Origin of the sequence: Microvirga brassicacearum, from assembly GCF_008757455.1 — a bacterium.
Taxonomy (GTDB): domain Bacteria; phylum Pseudomonadota; class Alphaproteobacteria; order Rhizobiales; family Beijerinckiaceae; genus Microvirga; species Microvirga brassicacearum.
The window spans coordinates 23983-45455 of record NZ_VCMV01000079.1 but is presented as its reverse complement, the minus strand read 5'-3'; the positions used below and the strand labels follow the sequence as shown (position 1 = coordinate 45455).

Genomic DNA, 21473 nt, shown 5'->3' with positions numbered 1-21473 from the left:
CCGCTGATGAACGGGTGCGCCATCTTGGATGGAAGGCATGCGATTCATGGCGCGGGTTAGAAAACCCGCGCCTGTTTGGTGAGGCCAAGGTGCTATCGAGCACACTCCACCGGTACGCGGGTGTTGGTGCCCTGAACAAGCACGGTGCGGCAAGGCACGCCGTTGATGATCTGGACCTCGTTGGGAGTTGCATACGGGAATGGAGAAGCCGAAAGGGCAGGCCCACTCATTTCATCGATCCGGATGCTGCCAGTGGTGCTCGGATCGAAAACGCCACTCGCGACGGCACCGGCACACTCCACCGGGACCCGAGTGTTGGTGCCTTGTACGAGAACAGTGCGGCAAGGCACGCCGTTGATGATGTGGACCTCATTTGGAGCCGCATTGGGGAAGATTGACCCCGGTGTGCCTTGAATAGCATTGGGCTGCTGCGCTTCAGCGGCTCCGATAGCGCCGAGCGTTAAGAGACCGGCACTGACGACAATTGCGAATTTGTTCATACGTTGCTCCTGTCGATCGACGATAGGAATAACGGTCACAAGAAGCCGCGGATCCGCTCGTGCTGCAAATTTGTGCACCGCCCCTCCCCCCAATCTGATGCCTGAACCTACTTTATTGCCGCCAAGGTTGCGATCGGCCAGTATCGTGGCGCACCGGGGCCTGACATCGCCTTGGGACGATTTCGAACCGTGAGAATGCCGCCTCTGGGCGAGCCCTCTAAGCTTTGCATTTCAGCTGTTAAATCCAGCCGCACGCAGAATTTCCTCACTCTATAATACCACTGGCGCTGTCTAACTCGCACGGATGCAAAAAAGCCTCGGCGGTGATTGAGTAACGGCGCATATTGTCAGCGATGAAATGCGCCCATGCCTGCCTCATCGTGGCCGGTCTGATAGCGGTTCCCGCCGCTGCCCAGGTCGCCCCCTCCAACCCGGCCGAATGCCGGGCATCGCTTGCGCAGGTTGCGCCGTTCATGGACCGGCTGAACTCTCTCTCCATCGCAATCGATGGCATTGCGACAGCGGCCTCCCGAAATGCAACGCCGACCGAGGAAGCAGCCTCCGTTCTTGCGGCACAGAGCGCGTTCGATGAGGCTGATCGTCTGTCCGACGCGGGGGACGATATCCTCGAACGGGCCATCAGACATTGCGGTACGCGGGTCATCGAACCGGTGAGCGAAATCCGGGCGACGATCGGCTCCTTGCGCCAGATCGTCGCCATCGGCCGGTTGTCAGCGCAGGCAACCGGTCGCGTGAGATGACGGATCGCCCTGGTTTTGCAGGCAGGATTCAGGATCGCAGTCCGCGGCGGAATCGATCGACGAAAAAGGGCTAGAGATCGAATGTGACCTGGAAACAAAGGTCGTTTGCCGCGAGATTCTGCGTGGTAAAATGCGTCGATTCCCTCTCAAGCTTGCTCACGAGCGTCTTTCGCGGCACCTCGCTGCTATTATCCTCGCGTCCATGCTTGCCGGCCATGGTCGACAACAATGACGTGAGACGATGCGCGTCGTGCTTGTCGGCCGAGCGGTGCTCAAAGAGGTTCCAGAGAGTCTTGGGTGTGGCGTTGCGGCTGCCGTGATGCCCGACCTTGTAAACGTCGACCGATTTGAGCAGCTTCCGGACGTTGCTCTGGGCCAATGCGTATTCCCAGTTCTCGATCTGCGCATCACCGGGGAAGAGAAAGCTCTTGCCGCCGACCCGAAACAGGAGGATGACGCTCGTGTTGTTGAGCGCATCGTCCAGCATCGTCACGATGCGCAGCATCTGCTCACCGCGCAGGCGCTTCGCGCGATAGATGAACCAGCGGGCATTCACGGGGAAGCGGTACTTCTCCCTGTTCACCACATGCTTGGGAAAGAGCGGTTTGGCACTCATGCCCGAGGGCGGCGATGTCCGGTCAGCAGCGGCCAGTCTCACCCAAAACTCGTCGTTGTCCCAGCTCGTCTGAGTCCCGACCTCCTCGTGCTGTTCTACCGTGGGAGGGCCCAGAACATCCACGTTGACGCCCGGCAGAAGTTTCTCGAGCCCGCTCGATGTCCCCGCGTGAACGTATTTGTTCTTCTTTTTGTTCTTGCTCATCGTCATGAGGTTTTTTACGGCGCTAAGGTTCTTGACATTGTTCTCCCCCAAAAAGCCGAGCATGGCCCTCATCTCGGGTCGCAACGAACGACTTCGCTTGGCCTCAGCCCAAACTTGCGCCGCCACTTGCTGCATCGCCCAGAGTGTCCGCACATGACGCGCCGCACTGGAGAGGTTTTTCCTTCCCCGCCGCGCACGCGGTGCCGTCGCCGTTTCCTCCAGTTCCGGATCTTCCGTCCAGGGTTGAATGACGAGATCCGGCTGAAGTTTGGCAATGATATCGCCGGAGGCGGTGCCTGCCTCGTTGGTTGCAAAACCCGAGATGTGATCCTTATGTCGGTGCGTCGCCACGACAGCGGTCAGCTTGTTGCCGGTAACGGTCTGAATATCCTTGGCGATAGCCTTCAGCCGGGTCTTCGGCACCCCCTCAGGAAGGCCGGTCGATCCAAAATCGATCAGCACATGGCGGCTGTCGCCATTGTCATAGTGGACGCTGAAGAGAAAGCAGTCCCCGAAGCCGACCTGATAACTGCGGATGGTCACGCGACTGGGTTTCATAGCGACACCCTGTCCGCCATCGCTCTTGCCATGTGCAGTTCGGCGAAGCGGGACGCCGCGACGGCGGGATCCGCGTAGAAACCACTCTCCCACAGATGTGCGATCCGTTGGCTCTGTCGCCCGATATCCGCTTCCGAATTCAGCAAATGATTGGCGATCTGGTATTTGAGTTGGCCATATTCGTCGAAGACGAGCGTCCCACCGCCGAAGAGCGTAACGTTCCGCCAATGGTCCAGGCCGTCGGGAATATCGACGCCGAGGTCCTTCAGCTCTTGTGCTTGCAGGGTCAGCATCTGCACGTATTCTGCAATCGTCTCGCGCAGCACGAACCCGTCCGGTGCAATGCGCGTGCTCGGTCGTACGGACTGCACTTCGATATACCCGACCTCCCCCAGTTCAAGGGCGCGGCGGTTTTCCCAAACGAAGCGGAACATTTCCTCCTCGTCACGCAGCATGGAATCGAAATGCGTGCGGCTATAGACCATGTCTCGATCAGAGCGCCGCCACGTTCCGTCCACGTCCGCACTGCTCGATGGGGCGATGCCGTAGCTGGCGAAATTCCGCAGCAGCGCCTCCCGATATCCGTAGCGATCGTCGGGAACGACCTCCCGATCGACCGTGAGAAGCGCCGAAAGATAGGCCGAAAAGGTCAGGTCCACCGGCGGACAATAGTCGATCGCGCGGATGGCCATGGTCAGCAGGTGGTCGGCGGCCTTTGCTCCTTCCTCTACCACGAGGCTGCGATCTTTCTTGCCTCTGGAAATGGTGCCGACCCGTTGGAGACGCGCGACCCAGATGTCGAGAAACGATCGCAGCATAGCCGCGACCAGAATCTCGCCGCGCCGGTGCTCCTCCTGGAATGCCTCGTCGTTCATGTAGTCGTGGCCGGGCTCGAGCTTCAACGATTGACGAAGCGCAGAACCGCGGATCCCCGAAAGCTCTTGGCCCATTTCTTTGGCGAGACTCATGAGGCTCGAATCGATGAGGGCTTCCGGCGTCAGAAACCGCGCGTCGATGAGCCGGTCGTCCGGCTTGCCGTCCAGAACCGCTCTGACGATCGCGTCGAGGGACAGCACGGACAACAGCGCCGCGATATCGGCGAACCCCTCATGGAACGCCGCTTGGTCGGGTGACGACGGCTCGAGATAGCGCTGACGCAATCCGTCGAGCAGCGCATGCGTCGTCTCATGGGCGACGACATCGTGCGCCAGGCTGGTAAAGACCGTTTGCGAAGTCTTCCTGCCGTCGAGAACCCCTTCAAAATAGCCGAAGAAGAGTGCCCTATCCTCTCGCGAGTAGAAAGCGTTCGGCTCAGCGAACGCATGAGGTGCGACGTGCAGCTGGTGACCGCTCGAACCCCAGGCAACCCGTCGTCCGAGCGCAAGTTCAAAGCGCGCCAGAATGCGCATGACGATCGCGTAGGCGTTCTGGGCATGGAAGCCCGGGTTATCGAGCAGTTCTTGGTCAGACTTATCCGCAAAAGGGTCGGGATAGTTCTCATCGAGACCCGAATTCAGCTCCAGTGGCGCATAAAGCACATTCGCAGTGGCGTCGTAGTCGATGACGCTCACCCGATAGCCGCTCGGACCGGGGCTCAACTCCTCTGCCGGGACCTCGATCGTCGCCCGTAAAATCTTGTTGTCGATCTGAAACGAGGGATCCTGAGCAATGATCGTCAGGCTGCGATTCGTGCGAAGGCCATGGCGTGTGCCGAGGACGTTCTTCACTTCGTCTCTCCGTATGATGAGATCTCAACAAGATGAACTTCGGCGAGAGCATTCGTTGGATGCGTCCAATCACGATCAATCGGCCCTCGCCTTCAATAGCCCCCCGGATAAGGAAAGGACGTCGGATCCGGTATTGTGACGCGGTACATCGTTCTGAGATCCTGGCCGAAATGGACGCGCAGGGCTGCGTCGGTGATCGCGTAGCCCCAGTTGATCAGCTTTTCCTGCACGGGGTCCGGCAAGGCCTGGAGGCGTGTCGGTATCTCGGCGAGTGCCGTGGGATCGCGGTGAGTGCAGCCCAGCGGATCGGAAGGCGCCGCGTAGTCGGCATAGAGCGTTCGAATACCCCAATAGGCCCCGGTGCGAGCCCTCTCCTCAAACGCATCGATGAGTTGGCGCTTCCGAAGGCTGCGGACCTGGTTGTCGATAATGTCGAGAACGCGGATCGAATGCCGGGCCCAATCGTGACTGGGGTCTTCCTCCGGGGCGATCTTTTTGCCACCGTCGCTCACGAGGAGGGTCTGGAACCGCTTGAAGGCGGTTTCGAGACCCAGGTTGTCATAGACACCGCCATCGCTGAGAACCGCGGCCTTTCGATAAGCCGGACCGCTGAGATCACCGTCAAAGGTGGGATCGAACGGATCGTCGATGGGTAGGTTGAGCGGCGACAGCACCGGAGGAAACGCCGACGAAGCTGCAACTGCCACCGCGAGTTTGACTGTCGGCTTCGGAACGAGGCCGACGCGATAATCGCCCATGTAAGCCTTCGAGAAGCGCCACACCGCACCGGACTGGACGTTCGTTGCATTGATCACGAAACGTGGTCCGGCTCCGTCGCCCGGAAGATCCGCGAGCGTCGCGCCGTCGAACAGCGTTTCGTCGTAAGCCCGCGCCACCCGGTCGCTGATCGACCCCGGCAGAAGGATGCCGCCGATGACTGCGCCCGCATCCACGCTCGTACTGGCCATCTCCCTGATCTTGTCGATCACGAGGTCCAATGCGGCTGCCCTGCCGTTTCCATCGAACGCGAGGTCTTTCCATCGCAAGCCGAGATAGGCGGCGGTGATCGAACCGCCTGAGACGCTCGATATCCGGGACAGCTTCGAAAGAAGACTGACTTCATTCAGTCGCACGAGGGACCCAAGATGGAACAACATCGCCCTGTAGCCGCCACCCGAAAGGCAAAGTGCGATGCCGGCTTCCGGCTCACGAGCCTCGTCAAACAACGGACTTTCGGGCATTTAAGGCCTCCGTCTCGTCGGTGATCTCGCGCGTCTCTCAGACACTTGCAGACACTTACGCAGAACGCGCTTGAAGCCTGCCCGTCGCTTCTCTGTCCGATGGAATGCGGGTTTGGTCGCGCCCGCATTTGCGGTTGATCCAAGGTCGGTAATATTACCATAGGAATCTCTGGGAGCGGAATCCCAGATCGGTCGAGTAAACCGCCCTCCGCGGCGTGACGACCGACCGAGCTGCGCGCCTGTTGGTGCGGCGCCTTTGCTCCTCGTTCTATTCGAGAGACAATTTCACGAAATTTGCGGGATAGCTTTCATTGACCGCCGCTAGTCTGGCGAGACAGCCTCGGTTCCGCTTCGCATTCCGGCGGGACTTCCTCATGGTGTTCATTGCAGGTTGATGGCTCCCAATCCAAAGTCCGTCCCGTCGTAGGTGATCCAGACTTCCCCCTCTCCGAGCATCATCCCCTTGTCCCGGACGAAGACGGTCTCGAAGACTGATTTCGCGACAATCTCCCGAATGCGCGGGTCCATGACTGTTTCCTTCGCGGCGATCAGTTGATCGTGGTTGCGGACGGTCCGCCTGACCTTTCCCGTTACCAGCAGGGGATAATTGACGACGCGGGAGAGGAGGTCGACATCGCCCGATCGGACGGCTGCCTTGACGCGTCTGAAACCGTAATAGGCCTTAACGGGATCGAAGTTCAGGTCGCGGTAGGTAGCCTCCACCTGAGGCGTCAGCTTCGGCCGGGAGAACCCAGCTTCCGGCGGCCTCACTGGCAAATCCAAGGACCGCCGCAGCTCTCTCACGAGGAGGTTCAGCGCCCTGTCGCGATCGTAAAGCTTCTGCAACTCCGGAGAACGGATCTGTGCCGCTCCAGTGGCGAGGGATCTAGTGATCTCCTGCGTACCCGCCTTTGCGTCGTCCCCATCGCCGGAGCCTCCCGTTTTCCCCAGTCGATTGTCAAGTTGGTGTTTTGTGATCCAGATCCTTTCCTCGACTTCGGCAAGGACCTGCTCATGCGACGGTCTGAATCCAGGGCCCCTCGCAATGTCGTTCGGCAGAGCCTTCATCACCTCCTGGGGCTTCAGCCCCTTGGGTTGTTGGGGCGGAGGATCGACCTTGTAGGTCCTGCCGTAGACCCTGACGAAGAAGGGGTCCGCGCTGGCAGGAAGGACGGTGAGCAACGTCACCAAGCCGCTGGCAACAATCCTGCCGGTGAGGCCGACCATCGCCGCCTCCATTCCCAGTGAAGTCGGTCGTACATTCTACACGCCGACTTCCCAGTCTGGAACGGCCGGCACTGCAAAGTGATCGAATTAGAGCTCGGCGACGACTGAAGGATTTGCGGCGAGCAGCCCATCACGCAAAGCTGATTGCGTGGACAGGCCCTCCTCCTGTCGATTTTTTGCATTACCTGATCAATCGGCAAGGTGTGGGTCAAGATTTGCGCATCCGCGGCTCACCTCGCCCGCGGATGAAGATCTCTTGTTACGTCGCTCGACCGGAGTGATGCACTTTGCGCAAAGAATGATGGGAGGATTCGCACGTTGGCTCGTTCCGACATCCTTTATGCCATCGGCGACGTCCACGGCCGGGCCGATCTTCTTGAATCCCTGCTCGCCTTCATCAAGACAGACGCCGAAGCGCGAGGCCGGGAGCCGAAGCTAGTCTTTCTGGGCGACCTCCTCGATCGTGGACCTGACAGCCGGCGGGCCCTGGAACTTGTGGCTCAATCCCTGAAGCAATGGCCGCAATCGCGACTGATCCTCGGCAACCACGATGATGTCTTCCTGCGCATTGTAACGGACCCTGATCCCGACCCGGATCTTCTTGACCTCTGGTTCCTGAATGGCGGCGGAGCGACCCTCGTGAGTTACGGTTGGCCTGGCGATCTCGTGGAAGCCTTGACCGCAATTCAGGAGAACCATCCCCATCATCTCGATCTACTTCGTGACGCCTCGTTGGTGGAAATCGACGACCCATTCCTCTTCGTCCATGCGGGCATCGATCCGACACGGCCGATATCGACACAGTGGCGTCAGGACTGCCTGACGATCCGGGAACCTTTTCTCGACTACAGGGGGCCGCTCTCCCATCTCGTTGTGCATGGGCATTCGATCACCGAGAGCCTCCGCCCGGAGATCGCCGGCTGCCGGATTGCGCTCGACACCGGAGCCTTTGGCACAGGACGCCTGACCGCTCTGATCATCGACTGGGAAGCAATGACATTGGAGTTCGTTGCCACGACGCCGGGCACCATGAACGCAGCCGTCGAAGTCGTCCTTCCGGTGGTTTTGGCGCAGCCCATCCTTCCCAAATGGTGGCGGCTGGCGCCCAATCCTTTCGTTTAGAAGGATTGCTCGCGCCGAAAGACGAGGCTCAGGTTGTTGGCGGGCATCGCAATGCGCTCCGCAAGCACCAATCCGTGGCGATCGGCGAGTTCCGTCACCTCCTCCAGATCGCGCACACCCCATTCCGGATCTCGCCGTCTGAGATCCTGATCGAACCGTTCATTGCTGGGAGCCGTATGGGCGCCGTTCTCCTTGTAGGCGCCATAGAGGTAGAGCCCGCCGCCAGGCGGCAGCACGCGCCCTGCTCCGGCCATCAAGCCCTGCGTTGCTCGCCAGGGACTGATATGAACCATGTTGATCGCCACGATGGCGTCCGCGTGGCGAACGGGCCACTCGACCTCGGCGGCATCGAGCACAAGCGGTGCGAGAAGATTGGGCAACCCGGAGATCGCCCGATGCGCGGCGATACTTTTCAGCGCCCGCTCGTCCCTGTCGGTGGGCTGCCACCTGAGGTGCGGAAGCGCGGCAGCAAAATAAACCGCGTGCTCGCCTGTGCCGCTTGCGATTTCCAGAACGACTCCGGACTTCGGCAGGACGCGGTGCAGAATTTCCAGAATAGGCTCGCGGTTACGCGCAACCGACGGCGATGTCAGGAGGACATGCGGATCGGATGCTGTCGTCATTGGATGATCCTCTTGTCCGATGTGCAGGTGCCGCATCACAGGACAATCTTGTCTCAGAGCGGCTGGTTAAGAGTCAAAAAAATCCTGCCCCGGAAGGGCAGGATGAAGTCTCTCCTCGCCTTCGGATGCCGCTCCGAAAACAACCTAAGTTAGACATGTCTGAAGGTCGTCGTCAACGAGGGGCACGCTCTCGTCCTATCATGTCAATGTATTCTCATAGCATCAACCGGGCAACTAATGCGTCCCTACAAATAAACTCCCCGGTGTTGCAGCAAAGACATAGATCGTTGTGCAAGGTGACGTTAGGTTTGCTTTGTCGACATCGCACAAAGGATGATGACTAATGAAAAAATGTGTTCTTAGTCTGCTTGCCAGCACCGCGGCGCTGGCGTTTGTTGCCTCTGCCGCAACCGCGGCAGACCTTCCGGCCCGGGAGGCGCCACCTCCAATGATTGCGCCGGTTCCGGTCTTCACCTGGACCGGATTCTATGTCGGCGTGAATGCTGGCTATGGCTGGCTCGACGACAACAACACCACCGGCATCTTCGTGCCACCCGGAACCTTCGCGCCGCCCTTCGCCGGCGTCTCGGGTGTTCTCGGCGGCGGCGGCGGTGGCGGGAACGACGACGGCTTCGTCGGCGGTGCCCAGATCGGGTACAACTATCAGATCGGCTCGTTCGTGGTTGGCGTCGAGGCGGACATCCAATGGGCCGACTTCAACGTCGAGAACAACGTGTTCGTCGTGCCGGCCGGCTTCCCGCCGAGCTTCATCCCGGCGGCGCTGAGCGAAGACGATATGGAGTGGTTCGGCACAGCCCGTGCTCGCGCCGGTGTCGCCTTCGATCGGTTCCTCATCTACGCGACCGGCGGTTTCGCCTACTCGGACAACAACACCGGCTGGACAGCAGGTGGCGGCATCGAGTGGGCCCTTCCGTCGAACTTCCTCGGGTCGGCAGCCACGATCGGCCTCGAAGGTTTGTGGGTCAGCCTCGAACGCGATGACGACAACAATGGCGGCTTCATCGGCAGCTACGTTCCGGCACCGGGCGCCGGTCCCGTCAACGTGTTTGTCCCCGTCGCCAACAACAATGACAACGAGTTCTTCGTTGCGCGCGCCAAGCTGAACTTCAAGTTCGGCACCTACTGAGGCAATCTTGCCGAAACGACAAAGAGTCCGGGGGTTCCCGGGCTCTTTTCGGCTGTCTGGATGAGATTGCAACGTGATATCTCTCTGCGGATCAGGTCGCCAGGGCGCGGGCACCGTCGGACCCACCCGACACTGTTACCCCCGGCGCTGAAATCGTGTGAACACGAACAACTGCCTGCCGCCCTGCGGGGTCCGGTGTTCCTCTTCGAACGCCTCGATGAGGTCGAAGTCAGGCCCCAGCAATCCGGCAATCGAATTCTGACTGGCCCTGAGAACCGGCAGTCCGCTGCAGCGCTCGGGACCGCTCGGGGCAAAGCCTGAGATCACCACGAAACCACCCGGCTTAACGGCGTGTCGAACGGCGTTCGCGTAGGTCATCCGCTCTGCCTCTTCCGTCAGAAAGTGCAGCATGGCTCGGTCATGCCAGAGATCCACGGCAAGCTTGGGCTGCCACTTCGTGATATCGGCAACCACGAACCGGAGCACGTCCGCCCTATGGCCGAGGCGATCCTTGGTCCGGGCCAAGGCCGCCGCTGAGATGTCGAGCACCGTGATGTTCGAGAAACCCTCCGCAAGCAGCGCGTCCGGCAAGCGCGACGTTCCCGCCCCGACATCGATGATGCTGGCGCTCGAAGATAGTTCGCAGGAACGGATCAGGCGCAAGGAGGTCTCCGGGACTGGCTCGAACCAGCTCACGGCCTCGTCGGGCTTTGTCGCGAAGATATTTTCCCAGTGGGCTTGTCGTGAATCGGACATCGTTGTCAGCCTGCCTCATCAGGTACGAGCATCGCGGGCCCGCCAGAGCGAGTTCGGCGAGCCCACGGGCATCCGCGCTCACAGATCCTCTTCCGATCGCTCTTTCGCCGGCACCGGCACACCATAGAGTTCCAGGCGATGACCGACGAGGCGGTATCCGAGCTCGCGCGCGACCGCTTCCTGGAGGCGCTCGATCTCGGCATTCCGAAACTCGACCACCTGCCCGGTCTCCAAATCGATGAGGTGGTCGTGGTGCCGCTTCGCGGCTGTCTCATAGCGCGCATGGCCGCCGCGAAATTCGAGCCGCTTGACGATGCCCTCCCGCTCGAATCGCTTCATGGTCCGGTAGACGGTCGCGAGAGAGACATGCGGGGCCAGCATGGCGACACGGCGGTGGAGGTCGAACGCGTCGGGATGGTCCAGGGCTTCCGAGAGAACCTGCGCGATCAAGCGACGCTGGCCGGTCAGCCTCAAGCCCTTCGCCCGACATTCCGCCTCGATGCGGTTTGCCCGCAATCCCAGGGGACTTCCGGCACCGACAGCCCTCCTCCGCGCGGTCCTCGTCTCTTCCCCGGAAATTCGGTTGCCCGAATGGTCGGTCTCGCGAACTGCCATCGAACCGATCCCCTCGACCGTTGGGCGTTTGCCAGAATGGCGGTGCGTACATCAGCGCGAGGCCTGCGACACGATCTTCCTGCCCCCAGCAGGGTTGAGACGGTGTCTGCCTCCCACTCGGTCAGAAGCACCGAAGGGGCGAAGCCGTTGCGCACCCGTTCGGCCTCGCGGCGGTGATCATCTTGCCTCCGTGCTATGCTGCGCTCGGGTCGGCGGTCGCTCCAGGCAAGCCGTGGGCAACGTCTTGGTCTGACGGCTTGCTGCCGAGAAGCGACCCGCTTGCGCCCTCAGCCGCCCCAGAGAAGGCTGCGTCGGCTCGGCATCTCACGAAACCAGCTGCGCATAACCTGGAGCATTTTTGCTATTGCAAGTCATTCGCATTAATAGCGCAGTTTTCGCTACTGTTCAAGAAGTTGCATGGATTATCCAATTCCGAGCGTCGCGAGATCCGGCGATGCGGCGGTCGCTTTCCGATGAGGCGATGGCGCTGCGCGTTAGTCGCCATTTCGGCATAACGCGTGTGCTAGTGCGAAAGAGTTTTCATGACGACCGCCACCGAAGAAGCCGCGTTCGGCTTGCAAACCCTTCCTTGCGCCACTTCAGCGATGAGTTCAGTGACCGCGTGACCAAGCCGGCGACCGTCTTGCCAGATCTCGCTGCCGAGATAGATGGCCGTTGCGCGGGGTCGATTCGCCGCCGGCAGCAAGGGATTGGCGCTGTCGATCGCGATGATTGTTCCATCACCCGTGATGTGAACGCGATCGCGGTCGGACGCGCGGATGGGAATGGAGCCGCGCGCATACGCAAAACGCGTGGCGGTGAGCTCTCCGGTCAGCTGCGTCCACGCCAGATCGACCAGGCTTTCGGCTAGGCAATCCTGAGAATGAATCGAGTTGTGCAATAGCGCGATGCGCGCTCCGCCGCCCTGGCGATGGCCGCCGCCACCATCCGTCCGCCCTTTCACGCGCGCGCTGTCCCCCCAACCGAGCCGCCCATCGCCGTCGAGCGCGATCAAGCCGACATCGGCTTCCGGATTGGCGCCAAGAATTGCGTCGACAGCCTGTTGAGGAGAGTCGCCCTGGGCAATTCGGGCCAGCACGGCTTGGTTCAACGCAATCCCATCGTCGCCGGGCAGGTTTGGCAAGCGATGCCCCGTGACGAGGCCGACGCCGCTGATGCCGGGCAGAAATTGCTCCAACGGCTCCGGTCGATCGGGTCCGCTGGAGATTGCAGCAGCATAGCGTGCTTCCAACCACGCGTCCGGCAGCGCAAGTGCCGTGATGCCACCCCGTTGCGTCGTGCGATGGGCAACACGACCTTGCTCATCGAGCACCGCGAAGACCGCGAAACCGCCAATGGCGCCGCGACCAAGCAATTCGGCCCCGAGCACTGCGTCGCGCACCGCCGCGCCGGCGCTCGGGCCGCTTGCAGCCACTCCAATCGTCATATTTTCATTCCAGTTTTATCGGCGTTCAAACAGCCAGGTCGCGACGAACTGTGACCATGTGGTCAGGCAATTGTCAAAGGCGGCCACATCCAGATTAGGTGGTGCAAGTTCCTGCGATTGGGCGCCCACGGGACAATGTCGCTGAAGGCCTTCCCCTCACGGATTTGCGACGCAAGCAAGACACTGGCATGTTCCCCTCTTATCAGCCTGCCGGCGCAAAAATCAAAGGCCGTCGCAAGCTGTAATGTATAAAGGGGGATTGCATGGAGTTGAAATGGCTCGAGGATTTTCTCAGCCTGTCGCGCTCGTCCAATTTTTCCAGGACGGCCAGCGAACGGAATGTGACTCAATCGGCGCTCAGCCGCCGCATCAAGCAACTCGAGGGCTGGCTTGGGGTCCCACTGGTCGATAGAACCACCTATCCGGTGCACCTGACACCGGAGGGGCAGGACGTTCTCCCTCGCATCCAGGAGGTCGTGGCGCTGATCCAGGCGATGCGGAGCACCATTCAGGAACGGCACGCCAAAACATCGGAAGTCCTGATCTTCGCTACTCTCAACACGCTCTCTCTCACCTTCTTCCCAAGCTGGATCGCGTCGCTCGAAAGCGCCGGAGATCCAATTCTGACGCGCTTCAGCGATCCCTATCCGTCTTTTCTCGGCAATATCTCCACGTTGACGAACGGAGATTGCGAATTCCTGCTCACCTATGCGCACGAATCCGTGTCGCTCATGAACGAACTGAGTCGTTTTTCGTACATCGACGTTGGCAGGGAACGCGTCATTCCCGTCAGCGCACCGGACGCGTCGGGCGCACCGCTTCACCCGGTTGGGCTCGGGTCAAAACCGGCACATTATTTGAGCTATGGCAACTGCTCGTTCTTCGCGCACCTGCTCGCCGGCGCCTTCGCGAAACGGCCAATTCCCCTGATGACCGTCTACGAGAACGGCATGTCGATGGCGCTGAAGGCGATGACCTTATCGGGGCGCGGTGTCGCGTGGATTCCGGAGAGTCTCATCGTGGCCGAACTCGCATCCGGAGCGCTCCTGCGTGCCGGTGATCCAAGCCTCGACCTCGTCGTCGAAATCCGCGTCTACCGGGCACAGAAACTCAAGGGCCCGAGGGCGGAACAGTTCTGGCAGCGGGCTGTCGAGAGCAGCAGCCGTCATCCGGCTCCCGCCATGCGCCCGGCTGTCCGCGTTTCCGCCTGAAGAACCTGGCCTATGAAGCTGATGTCCCCTTCCCACTCCACATTCTCCAGCCGCCCGAGCAGTTCGACAGCCTGGATGTGAGAGAGATCGCTGCAGCAATCGTGAAACTTTGCCGTGCGATCCATCGCAGTGAACGGATCGGAGATCGTTCCCTTCGCGTACTTGCGTTCGGATTCGAACACGCGGCCATCGGTGAGGCGAAGGACAAGCCGGTGCGGAAGAGAATCGCCTTCTGCACTCTCCTCTCCTTGAGAATAGGACCGCATGGCGATCCGCCGAAGGAGGTCGTCGCGCCCATGCTCGGACACCGCCCCAAGTGTAAAATCAGACAAGTCCAACCGCCCTTTGGCGATGGCGCGCGACACGCAATATTGCATGGAGAACCGCGCCTCCATCTCATCGTCGGGCTCAGGATAAGCGAGATTGCGTTGATTGGCGATCCCGACCAACGTTTCGACACTTGCCACGTCGGAAGGACCAAACCCGACCTTCTCCTTGAGATCGAGGATCATGTCGACAACCAGATGCGTGGAGCCACAGCAGGGGTGGCGCTTAGGCATGACGCCCACCGTTTCGATGACGTGCGCGCTCGTGGCCAGGATACGGCTGGTATCCCATCCCTTCGGGTCAAAACCGCCGAACAGCTCGAGAAAGCCCTGCTCGCCTTCCAGGATATCCAGCCGGCCGGTCATTCCTGCCGCGGCAAGTTCGGCCGCCTCAACGGCATTTCTCGCCGCAAATCCCGCGTGGAGCGGTTTGATCGGCGTACCGAATTGGCCCTTGGTGCCGGCCGCCATGCTGACCGCTATGCTGAGGGCGCGCGCAATCCCCTCGGCGTCTAACCCCTTCAACCAAGCGACCGCCGCGGCCGTGCCGATGCATCCGATCGTGGATGTGGCGTGCCAGCCGGCGGTGTAGTGGGACGGATAGACGCCGGCGCCTGCGAAGGCCTGCGCCTGCAATCCGACGAGATAGGAATCGACGAGGCGTCGCCCATTGGCTTTTTCTGCTTCAGCCACTGCCAGAAGTGCGGGGACGAGAACGGCCGATGCGTGACTCATGCCGGGTTTGAAGTTGTCGTCGTAATCGAGCGCATGCGCGGCGGTTGCTCCGACGAGTGCGGCGATGGCGGGGTTTGCCCGCCCACCGCCAGCGACGTATGCGGCACCGCTCTTACCGATGCTCGACGTAAAGGCTGCGCGCACGGCTTGCGTGCTGAAGTCGCAGCGGCCGGCGATCATGCAACCGATAGTATCGATGATCGCGTGTCTCGCCCGCTCCCGCGCCAGGTCGCTGAAATCGTCGCGCGTTGCGCTCCATTCCGCGATGCTTTCGATCACAGTCAGCATTTTTGTTTCCATGTGATAGAGATCAGGAGGGATTGCCGCAGGCGTCCAAGACGCATTCGATCAGCGAACCGAACTGGAATCGATCGACCTGTCTGGTCGGAATATCCGTGTCGACGCGGTGCACGATGACGAGGTCGAGTGCGGGCACTACCAGGCAGTAATGACCACCTGCGCCGATGGCGCAGAAGCTTCCTTCGGGCAGGATCGTGCCGGGGAAGGCGACGCCCTGGCGAGCCACCCACCACATGTAACCATAGCCTCCCCGATCCCCCGCCTCCGAGTGCGGCAACACGCTCGCGCGCGCCCAGGAGCGCGAAATGACCTGCTGGCCATCCCAGCTGCCTTCGCGCAGGAAGAGAAGGCCAAATCGTGCAAGGTCGCGCGTCGACATGCGAAAGGCGTAGGCGGGATGAATCGAGCGCGGGTCCTCCGCGAACCACCCATCCTGGACTTCCGCATCGAAGCGAAAATCATCCATTCCGATGGGCCGGGCGATGTGCCGCTCGAACGCCGCATGGACGCTCAATCCGGTGAGAGCCGTGTAGATCGTGCCCAGCGCGTTGAAGTCCCAGTTGTTGTAGCACCAGAAGGTGCCGGGTGCATGGGAGTGTCGCGGTTCCTTGATCGATTGCATCCAAGGGGTCTCATAGGCGGCCGGATGATAGATCCCGGACCGCGCCGTCAGCAGATCATAGATCGTGGCCGATTTCTCCCTCACGGTGAGGCCTTCCCGATCATTGATCCCGAGCGCGTCGAGCGTCGGCGACAAGTCGATGGTCCCGCGCTGCACCTCCTGTCCGATCAAGGCGCTGAGAAAGCTCTTCCGGACCGAGTGGCACAGGAACTTGCGGGTCATATCGCCACTGGCGAAGACGACCTTTCCGTTTTGGACGACCATCAGCGCGTCCGTAGACTGCTTGCCGATGTGATCCCGGACAGCACGAAACCGAGATTCCGGTGCAGCCCTTGTCTCATCGCCGCCGCCCCAGCCTGGCTCCGGCCAATGCTCCGCGGAACGCGACAGAACTTCGTACTTCGTCATAATGGCAGAACCTCTTGGGAAATGGATCTTGATGCCCGCGACCCGATGCTCGCCGCAAGGAATACGCGGGTGTAGTCCTTGACGGCGCGCAGGTCGCGTATTTCGTCCGCACTCAACTCCTCGATGATCTCACCCTGATTCATCATGCCGACGCGTCCACAGATGTGCGTCACGACCGCGAGATCATGCGTGACCATCAGATAAGTGAGCTTGCGTTCGCGCCGCAGCTTCTTCAGGAGATTGAGAATTTCCGCCTGCACCGAGACATCGAGCGCGGAGGTCGGCTCGTCGAGCAACAGGGTCTCGGGTTCGATGATCAGCGCGCGCGCAATGGCCACACGCTGCCGCTGACCGCCGGACAGCTCGTGCGGATAACGGTAGCGGAAATCCCGACCAAGCCCGACCGCATCCAGGACCGCGGAGATGCGCTCCTCGTGCTGATCGAAGCCATGAATGCGCAAGGGCTCCAAGAGTACCTGGTGAACGATCTTGCGCGGATGCAGCGACGCATAGGGGTCCTGGAAAACCATCTGAACCTTGCGGAAGAAGGACTTCTCGCGGCGATGCGGCACCTCCTGGCCGTCGTAGAGGATCGCGCCGTCATAGGCCGTGTTGAGGCCGACGAGAGCTTGCAGGATGGTCGATTTTCCGCACCCGGATTCGCCGATCAGGCCATAGGCCTCGCCGCGCACGATGTGAAACGAGACCTCGTTGACCACGCGATTGGCGGAGGCGCCCTCGCCGAAGGTGACGGAAAGCGCCCGTGTTTCGATGAGGTTGTCGGTCGAGTCCTTCATGCGACGGCTCCCTCATCTGCCGTATCCTCGAGCAACCATGCCGGGTCCCGCGACGGGATTTTCAATTCATCGACCGGATGATCGAGGCGCGGGAGGCTGTCGAGCAGCGCCCGCGTATAAGGATGTTGAGCCTTGTGCAGATCGCGAGCGGGGATATCCTCCATGATCCTTCCCGCGTACATGACGAGTACGCGGTCGCAAAAGTCGGCCACGAGGTTAAGATCGTGGCTGATGAACATCAGGCCCGTGCCGCGGCGTGTCAGGAGTTCGTCAAGGATCGACAGAACCTGTCGGCGCACCGTGACGTCGAGCGCGGAGGTCGGTTCGTCGGCGATAATAAGATCGGGCTCGGGGATCAGCATCATGGCGATCATGATGCGCTGCCCCATGCCTCCGGAGACCTCATGCGGAAACTGCCGAAAGACCCGCTCGGGCTCACGGATATGGACTGCTTCCAACATGGCAAGGGCACGCCGCTTGGCCTCCCCTACGTCCACGCGATGGTGCAGGCGATAGGCTTCGATAATCTGATTGCCGACCCGCATGAGAGGGTTGAGTGAAAATTTCGGATCCTGCAAGATCATGGAGATCCGGTTTCCTCGGATGGACCTCATCTGTCGTTCAGAGGCCGAGAGAAGATCGATCCCGTCGAACTCCATGCGCCGCGCCGTGATCCGCGCGGAGTTCGGCGTCAATTTCAGGATCGCGCGCCCGGTCAGCGATTTACCGGAGCCAGATTCACCCACGATGCCGACCTTCTCGCGCCCGATCGTGAAGGAGATACCCCGCACCGCATCATTGCTTCGGTGCGCCCCCGGAAAGCGGATGCGAAGATCCTCAATGGCGATCAGCGGTCTATCCATGGCGCGGGTCCAATATATCTCGCAGTCCGTCGCCAAAAAGGTTGAAGGCAAGACTGGCGAGGAGAATCGAGCAACCGGGAATTGCTGCGATCCACCAGCTCGTCAGCATGAACTCGCGCCCTGTGGAGAGCATGGCACCCCATTCCGGACTCGGCGGCTGCGCACCTAGGCCAAGAAAGCCAAGGCCTGCTGCTGTGAGAATGATGGCAGCCATATTCAGCGTTATGCGGACGACGACCGAGGGGATGCACATCGGCACGATGTCCGACCGGATGATCTGCCACGAAGATGCCCCTTGAAGACGGGCTGCGGCGACATAATCCGATTTGCGGATCGTGAGGGTTTCCGCCCGTGCGAGCCTGGCGATGGGCGGCCACGACGCAAGCGAGATCGCGATGACCGAGTTTTCGATACCGGGGCCGAGCGCCGCCACGAAAGCAAGGGCAAGAACGAGGCTCGGGAATGCCAGGAACACGTCCACGATGCGCATGAGGACGATGTCGACCCAACCACCGAGGTATCCAGCCGTGGTCCCCACGATCAACCCCACGGGCGCCGCAATCGCCGCTGTGAGAATCGCAATATAGAGCGTGATGCGCGCGCCGAAGACGATGCGGCTGAAGATGTCGCGGCCGAGCTCGTCTGTCCCAAAGAAATGCGCGCGCGACGGGGGCTGAAGCCGGGCGCTGAGATCCTGCGCATAAATGTCATGTGTGGCGATCAACGGCGCGAAGATAGCCATGAGTAGAAGCAGGAGGATGATGGCAAATCCGAACAGCGCCGACGTGTTGGACCGCAACCGCCAGATGGCCCGCCATATCTGTTGGGCACGCGCCTGCAGGCGGGAAGCAGGAACCGGCGCCGCGAGCCATGTCTTCAGACTTCCTGCGCGAGGCGCGGCGGTGAGGTGAATGCTCATGTCGGCCTCTATCGGGTTCGGGGATCGAAGATGCGGTAGAGGAGATCAGTCAGAAGATTGATCGCGACAAAGATGATGCCGATCAGGAGCGTGCATCCCACGACCGCGTTCATGTCGCCCGCCAGCAGAGCGTTGGTGAGATAGCGGCCAAATCCCGGCCAGGCAAAGACCGTTTCCGTCAGCACGGCACCTTCCAGAAGGAACGCGTAGGAAAGAGCAACAACGGTCACGACCTGAACAGCCACGTTGCGGAACGCGTGGACCCATACCGTGCGCGCCCACGACATTCCCTTCACGCGAGCCGTTATCACATACTCCTGACCCAGCTGTTCGATCATGAAACTGCGCGTCATCCGGCTGATATAGGCGAGCGCACCGAAGGAAAGGATGGATGCAGGGAGCACGATGTGGCTGACCACGTTGCGGAATGCTTCCCATTGACCTTGCAGCGCGGTGTCGATGAGCAGGAATCCGGTTCCAGGCTCGATGGTGAACTCATAGGCGAAGTCGACACGCCCCGGCCCGCTTACCCAACCAAGGCTGGCATAGAAGACGGTGAGCCCCATAAGTCCGAGCCAGAAATTGGGCGTGGAATAGCCGATAAGCCCAATCATGCGGACCACATGGTCGATCAACGAGTCGCGATACATGGCGGACAGAACGCCCATGGGAATTCCGATGCCCGTACCGATCACGACAGCAACCGTCGCCAGCTCGATGGTGGCCGGAAACACGCGTGCGATGTCTTCAAGAACCGGTCGGCCGGAGGTCAGCGCGTCGCCGAAATCGAAGCTCAATGCGTTCTTGAGATAGAGGCCGTACTGGACGATCAGCGGCTGGTCGAGACCCAGTTTGCGATACATCGTGTCGTAAGCTTCCTGGGAGACGTTGTCCCCCAGGATCGCGATCACGGGATCGAGCGGCAGAAGCCGCCCGATGAAGAAGGTAAGCGTCACGAGACCGAGCAAGGTTGCGGCGATCGACACAGTAGTTCGGCCGACGGAGGCTGCAAAACGCAGAACGCCATTCTGCCGTTTCGTCCGGGCAAGCCGAGCGCGGGCCACAACAAGGCTGGTCATCTCCCCGGCCCTACTTGGAGGTCATGTCGTAGTATGTGCGGAAGCCATTCCACGTCCAGCCCTTCAGCGTATTGCGAACGCCCGCAACATTGTAGATCTGGAACATGTAGGCCTGAGGGCCTTTTTCCATCATCTCGCGCTGCAAGGCCTGGTAGAGCTGCACACGCTTCGCCGGATCCTTCTCGAACAGGGCGTCATCGACCTTCTTGTTCGCATCTTCCGAGAAATATGCAGCACGCCAGCTCGGAAACATGGTTTGCTTTGCCTCGAACCGATTGTCCGGGTTGTAGATCTGCCGCGAGGCATTCCCATGAGCATCCGGAACGCCAGTCTGCCAACCCTGCATCGTGGTCTGATATTCGCGGCCACGGACACGGCTGAACAACTGAGCGTTGGACATGCGTTCGATCTTAAGCTTGACGCCGATCTTCGCGGCGTTTTCCTGAACGCTCTGCGCCAGCGGAGACACGTAAGAATGCGTGCCGATGAGAAGGCTCACTTCGAAACCGTTGGGATAACCAGCCTCTGTCAGGAGTTTCTTGGCCTTTTCCAAATCGAGCTTGAAAGGCTGACCTTCCTTCTCGTCCAATGCGCCGACGGCGCCAATCTGCGCAAAGCTCGCACGCGGAACACCGATATTGGCCATGACGGTTTTGGCCAGTCCGTCGTAGTCGATGAGGTAGCGCATCGCGAGGCGAACCTTCTCGTTCGACAAGATCGGATCCGCGTTGTTGATGTTCCAGTAAAGCAGCTGCGGCTTGAGAACCTTGTCGATCGTGACGCCTGGGCGCTTCTCCAGATCCGCGAGGTCCTCGGGTGTAAGGTCTCGTGCGACATCGATGTCGCCCTGTTCAAGAAGGAGACGCTGAGTGCCCGCCTCGGCGACGTGGCGGATGAGAATTTGTTTCAGCGCGGGCTTCTTCCCCCAGTAATCCTCATTGGCCTGAAGGATTACAGCCTCGCCGGCGTTCCACTTTGCCAGCCGGTAGGGGCCGACACATTCCGTCCGGGTCGCAAGGTATTTGTTGCCCAGATCGCCATTGACTTCGTTCTTCATGATCGTCTGACGATCCATGAGCACCGCGACACGGTTCGCTGCTATCGCCTGAAGGATCAGAGTAACCGGATAGGGCTTGTCGAGCTTCATCACCAGCGTCGCATCGTCAGGCGCGGTGAACATCTGGTCCACATTGCCCTTGGTGAACCCGTACTCAGTGAGTGTCGCCGCATTCCCGAGGCCGAGCTTTACGACGCGCTGCAATGACCAAGCCAAATCGCCGGCCGTCGCTTTATTTCCGGACGGAAATTTCATCCCCTCCTGAAGATGAAACGTGATCTGCTTTCCATCCTCCGATACGTCCCAGCTCTTAGCGAGACGAGGGACGATCTTGGTCTCGTCAGCGGTGTCGAAATCCACAAGGGGATCGCACGTATTCTGGATGATCTCGTTCGTCACGACCTCGCCGATCTGGGCGGGATCGAACGTACTGATCGCATCGATGTTCCACGCCATGATGAGCCCGGATGGCGGGGTCGCGGCTGAAACGTCGAGCGCCAGCGTGAGCGCGGCAGCGCCCACCGTCGCGGCGAGGTGATGACGGTGGGTGCGGGCGGAAATTCTGTTCATGCGCATGGTTGTTCTCTCTGTCATTGTTATGGATCCGGCGGT

The 21473-nt window shown here is 60.6% G+C and carries 20 protein-coding genes; 4 read left to right on the top strand and 16 right to left on the bottom strand.

Features of this window, described 5'->3' with window-relative positions; genetic code table 11:
- Positions 1-92 precede the first annotated feature (92 nt).
- Positions 93-500, bottom strand: a complete 408-nt coding sequence (locus tag FEZ63_RS24330; protein ID WP_150949956.1) for a hypothetical protein — start codon at positions 498-500, stop codon at positions 93-95.
- Positions 501-853: 353 nt separating this feature from the next.
- Here FEZ63_RS24330 and FEZ63_RS24325 point away from each other — a divergent pair, with 353 nt between their 5' ends.
- Complete coding sequence (locus FEZ63_RS24325; protein WP_150949954.1) at positions 854-1261, top strand: hypothetical protein; 408 nt, start codon at positions 854-856, stop codon at positions 1259-1261.
- A gap of 70 nt (positions 1262-1331) precedes the next feature.
- Here the strand turns inward: FEZ63_RS24325 and FEZ63_RS24320 are convergent, their stop codons facing one another.
- From FEZ63_RS24320 to FEZ63_RS24305, 4 genes are all read right to left on the bottom strand, one after another.
- Entirely contained in the window at positions 1332-2639 is a 1308-nt protein-coding gene (locus tag FEZ63_RS24320; RefSeq protein ID WP_150949952.1) for a hypothetical protein, read from the bottom strand.
- On the bottom strand, positions 2636-4366 hold the full coding sequence (locus tag FEZ63_RS24315) for a gluzincin family metallopeptidase (protein ID WP_150949950.1): 1731 nt from the start codon (positions 4364-4366) through the stop codon (positions 2636-2638). Before FEZ63_RS24315 ends, FEZ63_RS24320 begins: the two co-directional genes overlap by 4 nt.
- 92 nt (positions 4367-4458) lie before the next feature.
- The gene (locus FEZ63_RS24310; RefSeq protein WP_150949948.1) at positions 4459-5607 is read right to left on the bottom strand and encodes a patatin-like phospholipase family protein; all 1149 of its coding nucleotides are present in this window, start codon (positions 5605-5607) and stop codon (positions 4459-4461) included.
- Positions 5608-5988: 381 nt separating this feature from the next.
- On the bottom strand, positions 5989-6834 hold the full coding sequence (locus FEZ63_RS24305) for a hypothetical protein (RefSeq protein ID WP_150949946.1): 846 nt from the start codon (positions 6832-6834) through the stop codon (positions 5989-5991).
- Between the two features lie 318 nt (positions 6835-7152).
- Between FEZ63_RS24305 and FEZ63_RS24300 the strand changes: the two genes are divergently transcribed.
- On the top strand, positions 7153-7956 hold the full coding sequence (locus FEZ63_RS24300; RefSeq protein ID WP_162419841.1) for a metallophosphoesterase: 804 nt from the start codon (positions 7153-7155) through the stop codon (positions 7954-7956).
- On the opposite strand, the gene FEZ63_RS24295 is transcribed toward FEZ63_RS24300, so the two are convergent.
- Positions 7953-8579 (bottom strand): DUF938 domain-containing protein, encoded by a 627-nt coding sequence (locus FEZ63_RS24295; protein ID WP_150949942.1) that lies wholly within the window; start codon positions 8577-8579, stop codon positions 7953-7955. The genes FEZ63_RS24300 and FEZ63_RS24295 overlap by 4 nt on opposite strands.
- Positions 8580-8922: 343 nt before the next feature.
- On the opposite strand from FEZ63_RS24295, the gene FEZ63_RS24290 reads away from it, so the two are divergent.
- A complete protein-coding gene (locus FEZ63_RS24290) occupies positions 8923-9726 on the top strand; it encodes an outer membrane protein (protein WP_150949940.1) in 804 nt (267 codons plus the stop codon).
- Positions 9727-9861: 135 nt separating this feature from the next.
- Here the strand turns inward: FEZ63_RS24290 and FEZ63_RS24285 are convergent, their stop codons facing one another.
- From FEZ63_RS24285 to FEZ63_RS24275, 3 genes are all read right to left on the bottom strand, one after another.
- Complete coding sequence (locus tag FEZ63_RS24285) at positions 9862-10482, bottom strand: class I SAM-dependent methyltransferase (protein WP_150949938.1); 621 nt, start codon at positions 10480-10482, stop codon at positions 9862-9864.
- A 78-nt stretch (positions 10483-10560) separates the two neighbouring features.
- Positions 10561-11097, bottom strand: a complete 537-nt coding sequence (locus FEZ63_RS24280) for a Fur family transcriptional regulator (protein WP_150949936.1) — start codon at positions 11095-11097, stop codon at positions 10561-10563.
- A gap of 523 nt (positions 11098-11620) precedes the next feature.
- Entirely contained in the window at positions 11621-12544 is a 924-nt protein-coding gene (locus FEZ63_RS24275; protein ID WP_150949934.1) for a DUF6963 family protein, read from the bottom strand.
- A 263-nt stretch (positions 12545-12807) separates the two neighbouring features.
- Here FEZ63_RS24275 and FEZ63_RS24270 point away from each other — a divergent pair, with 263 nt between their 5' ends.
- Positions 12808-13755 carry a LysR family transcriptional regulator gene (locus FEZ63_RS24270; protein ID WP_150949932.1) on the top strand — a complete coding sequence of 316 codons (948 nt, stop codon included), beginning with the start codon at positions 12808-12810 and terminating at the stop codon, positions 13753-13755.
- Here FEZ63_RS24270 and FEZ63_RS24265 read toward each other — a convergent pair.
- From FEZ63_RS24265 to FEZ63_RS24235, 7 genes are read right to left on the bottom strand one after another with little or no spacing between them, the layout of a single operon-like run.
- Entirely contained in the window at positions 13710-15104 is a 1395-nt protein-coding gene (locus FEZ63_RS24265; RefSeq protein ID WP_201274280.1) for an MmgE/PrpD family protein, read from the bottom strand. The two genes, FEZ63_RS24270 and FEZ63_RS24265, sit on opposite strands and share 46 nt — an antisense overlap.
- A gap of 22 nt (positions 15105-15126) precedes the next feature.
- A complete protein-coding gene (locus tag FEZ63_RS24260) occupies positions 15127-16146 on the bottom strand; it encodes a serine hydrolase domain-containing protein (protein WP_150949930.1) in 1020 nt (339 codons plus the stop codon).
- A complete protein-coding gene (locus FEZ63_RS24255; RefSeq protein WP_150949928.1) occupies positions 16143-16943 on the bottom strand; it encodes an ABC transporter ATP-binding protein in 801 nt (266 codons plus the stop codon). Before FEZ63_RS24255 ends, FEZ63_RS24260 begins: the two co-directional genes overlap by 4 nt.
- Positions 16940-17806, bottom strand: coding sequence for an ABC transporter ATP-binding protein (locus FEZ63_RS24250; protein WP_162419840.1), 867 nt, complete (start codon positions 17804-17806; stop codon positions 16940-16942). The genes FEZ63_RS24255 and FEZ63_RS24250 overlap by 4 nt, the downstream gene beginning before the upstream one ends.
- Positions 17799-18725, bottom strand: coding sequence for a nickel transporter permease (nikC, locus tag FEZ63_RS24245; RefSeq protein WP_150949925.1), 927 nt, complete (start codon positions 18723-18725; stop codon positions 17799-17801). The genes FEZ63_RS24250 and nikC overlap by 8 nt, the downstream gene beginning before the upstream one ends.
- A gap of 8 nt (positions 18726-18733) precedes the next feature.
- Positions 18734-19804 (bottom strand): ABC transporter permease, encoded by a 1071-nt coding sequence (locus tag FEZ63_RS24240; protein WP_150949923.1) that lies wholly within the window; start codon positions 19802-19804, stop codon positions 18734-18736.
- A gap of 10 nt (positions 19805-19814) precedes the next feature.
- Positions 19815-21455 (bottom strand): ABC transporter substrate-binding protein, encoded by a 1641-nt coding sequence (locus tag FEZ63_RS24235; RefSeq protein ID WP_244622975.1) that lies wholly within the window; start codon positions 21453-21455, stop codon positions 19815-19817.
- Between the last annotated feature and the right edge of the window lie 18 nt (positions 21456-21473).

Excerpts from the sequence above, each read along its gene's own strand:
- FEZ63_RS24255 (WP_150949928.1), bottom strand. The coding sequence starts at position 16,943 with ATGAAGGACTCGACCGACAACCTCATCGAAACACGGGCGCTTTCCGTC.
- FEZ63_RS24305 (WP_150949946.1), bottom strand. The coding sequence starts at position 6,834 with ATGGTCGGCCTCACCGGCAGGATTGTTGCCAGCGGCTTGGTGACGTTG.
- FEZ63_RS24275 (WP_150949934.1), bottom strand. The coding sequence starts at position 12,544 with ATGACGATTGGAGTGGCTGCAAGCGGCCCGAGCGCCGGCGCGGCGGTG.
- FEZ63_RS24310 (WP_150949948.1), bottom strand. The coding sequence starts at position 5,607 with ATGCCCGAAAGTCCGTTGTTTGACGAGGCTCGTGAGCCGGAAGCCGGC.
- FEZ63_RS24265 (WP_201274280.1), bottom strand. The coding sequence starts at position 15,104 with ATGCTGACTGTGATCGAAAGCATCGCGGAATGGAGCGCAACGCGCGAC.
- FEZ63_RS24235 (WP_244622975.1), bottom strand. The coding sequence starts at position 21,455 with ATGACAGAGAGAACAACCATGCGCATGAACAGAATTTCCGCCCGCACC.
- nikC (WP_150949925.1), bottom strand. The coding sequence starts at position 18,725 with ATGAGCATTCACCTCACCGCCGCGCCTCGCGCAGGAAGTCTGAAGACA.
- FEZ63_RS24290 (WP_150949940.1), top strand. The coding sequence starts at position 8,923 with ATGAAAAAATGTGTTCTTAGTCTGCTTGCCAGCACCGCGGCGCTGGCG.
- FEZ63_RS24260 (WP_150949930.1), bottom strand. The coding sequence starts at position 16,146 with ATGACGAAGTACGAAGTTCTGTCGCGTTCCGCGGAGCATTGGCCGGAG.
- FEZ63_RS24330 (WP_150949956.1), bottom strand. The coding sequence starts at position 500 with ATGAACAAATTCGCAATTGTCGTCAGTGCCGGTCTCTTAACGCTCGGC.
- FEZ63_RS24280 (WP_150949936.1), bottom strand. The coding sequence starts at position 11,097 with ATGGCAGTTCGCGAGACCGACCATTCGGGCAACCGAATTTCCGGGGAA.
- FEZ63_RS24320 (WP_150949952.1), bottom strand. The coding sequence starts at position 2,639 with ATGAAACCCAGTCGCGTGACCATCCGCAGTTATCAGGTCGGCTTCGGG.
- FEZ63_RS24270 (WP_150949932.1), top strand. The coding sequence starts at position 12,808 with ATGGAGTTGAAATGGCTCGAGGATTTTCTCAGCCTGTCGCGCTCGTCC.
- FEZ63_RS24295 (WP_150949942.1), bottom strand. The coding sequence starts at position 8,579 with ATGACGACAGCATCCGATCCGCATGTCCTCCTGACATCGCCGTCGGTT.
- FEZ63_RS24240 (WP_150949923.1), bottom strand. The coding sequence starts at position 19,804 with ATGACCAGCCTTGTTGTGGCCCGCGCTCGGCTTGCCCGGACGAAACGG.
- FEZ63_RS24250 (WP_162419840.1), bottom strand. The coding sequence starts at position 17,806 with ATGGATAGACCGCTGATCGCCATTGAGGATCTTCGCATCCGCTTTCCG.
- FEZ63_RS24285 (WP_150949938.1), bottom strand. The coding sequence starts at position 10,482 with ATGTCCGATTCACGACAAGCCCACTGGGAAAATATCTTCGCGACAAAG.
- FEZ63_RS24325 (WP_150949954.1), top strand. The coding sequence starts at position 854 with ATGAAATGCGCCCATGCCTGCCTCATCGTGGCCGGTCTGATAGCGGTT.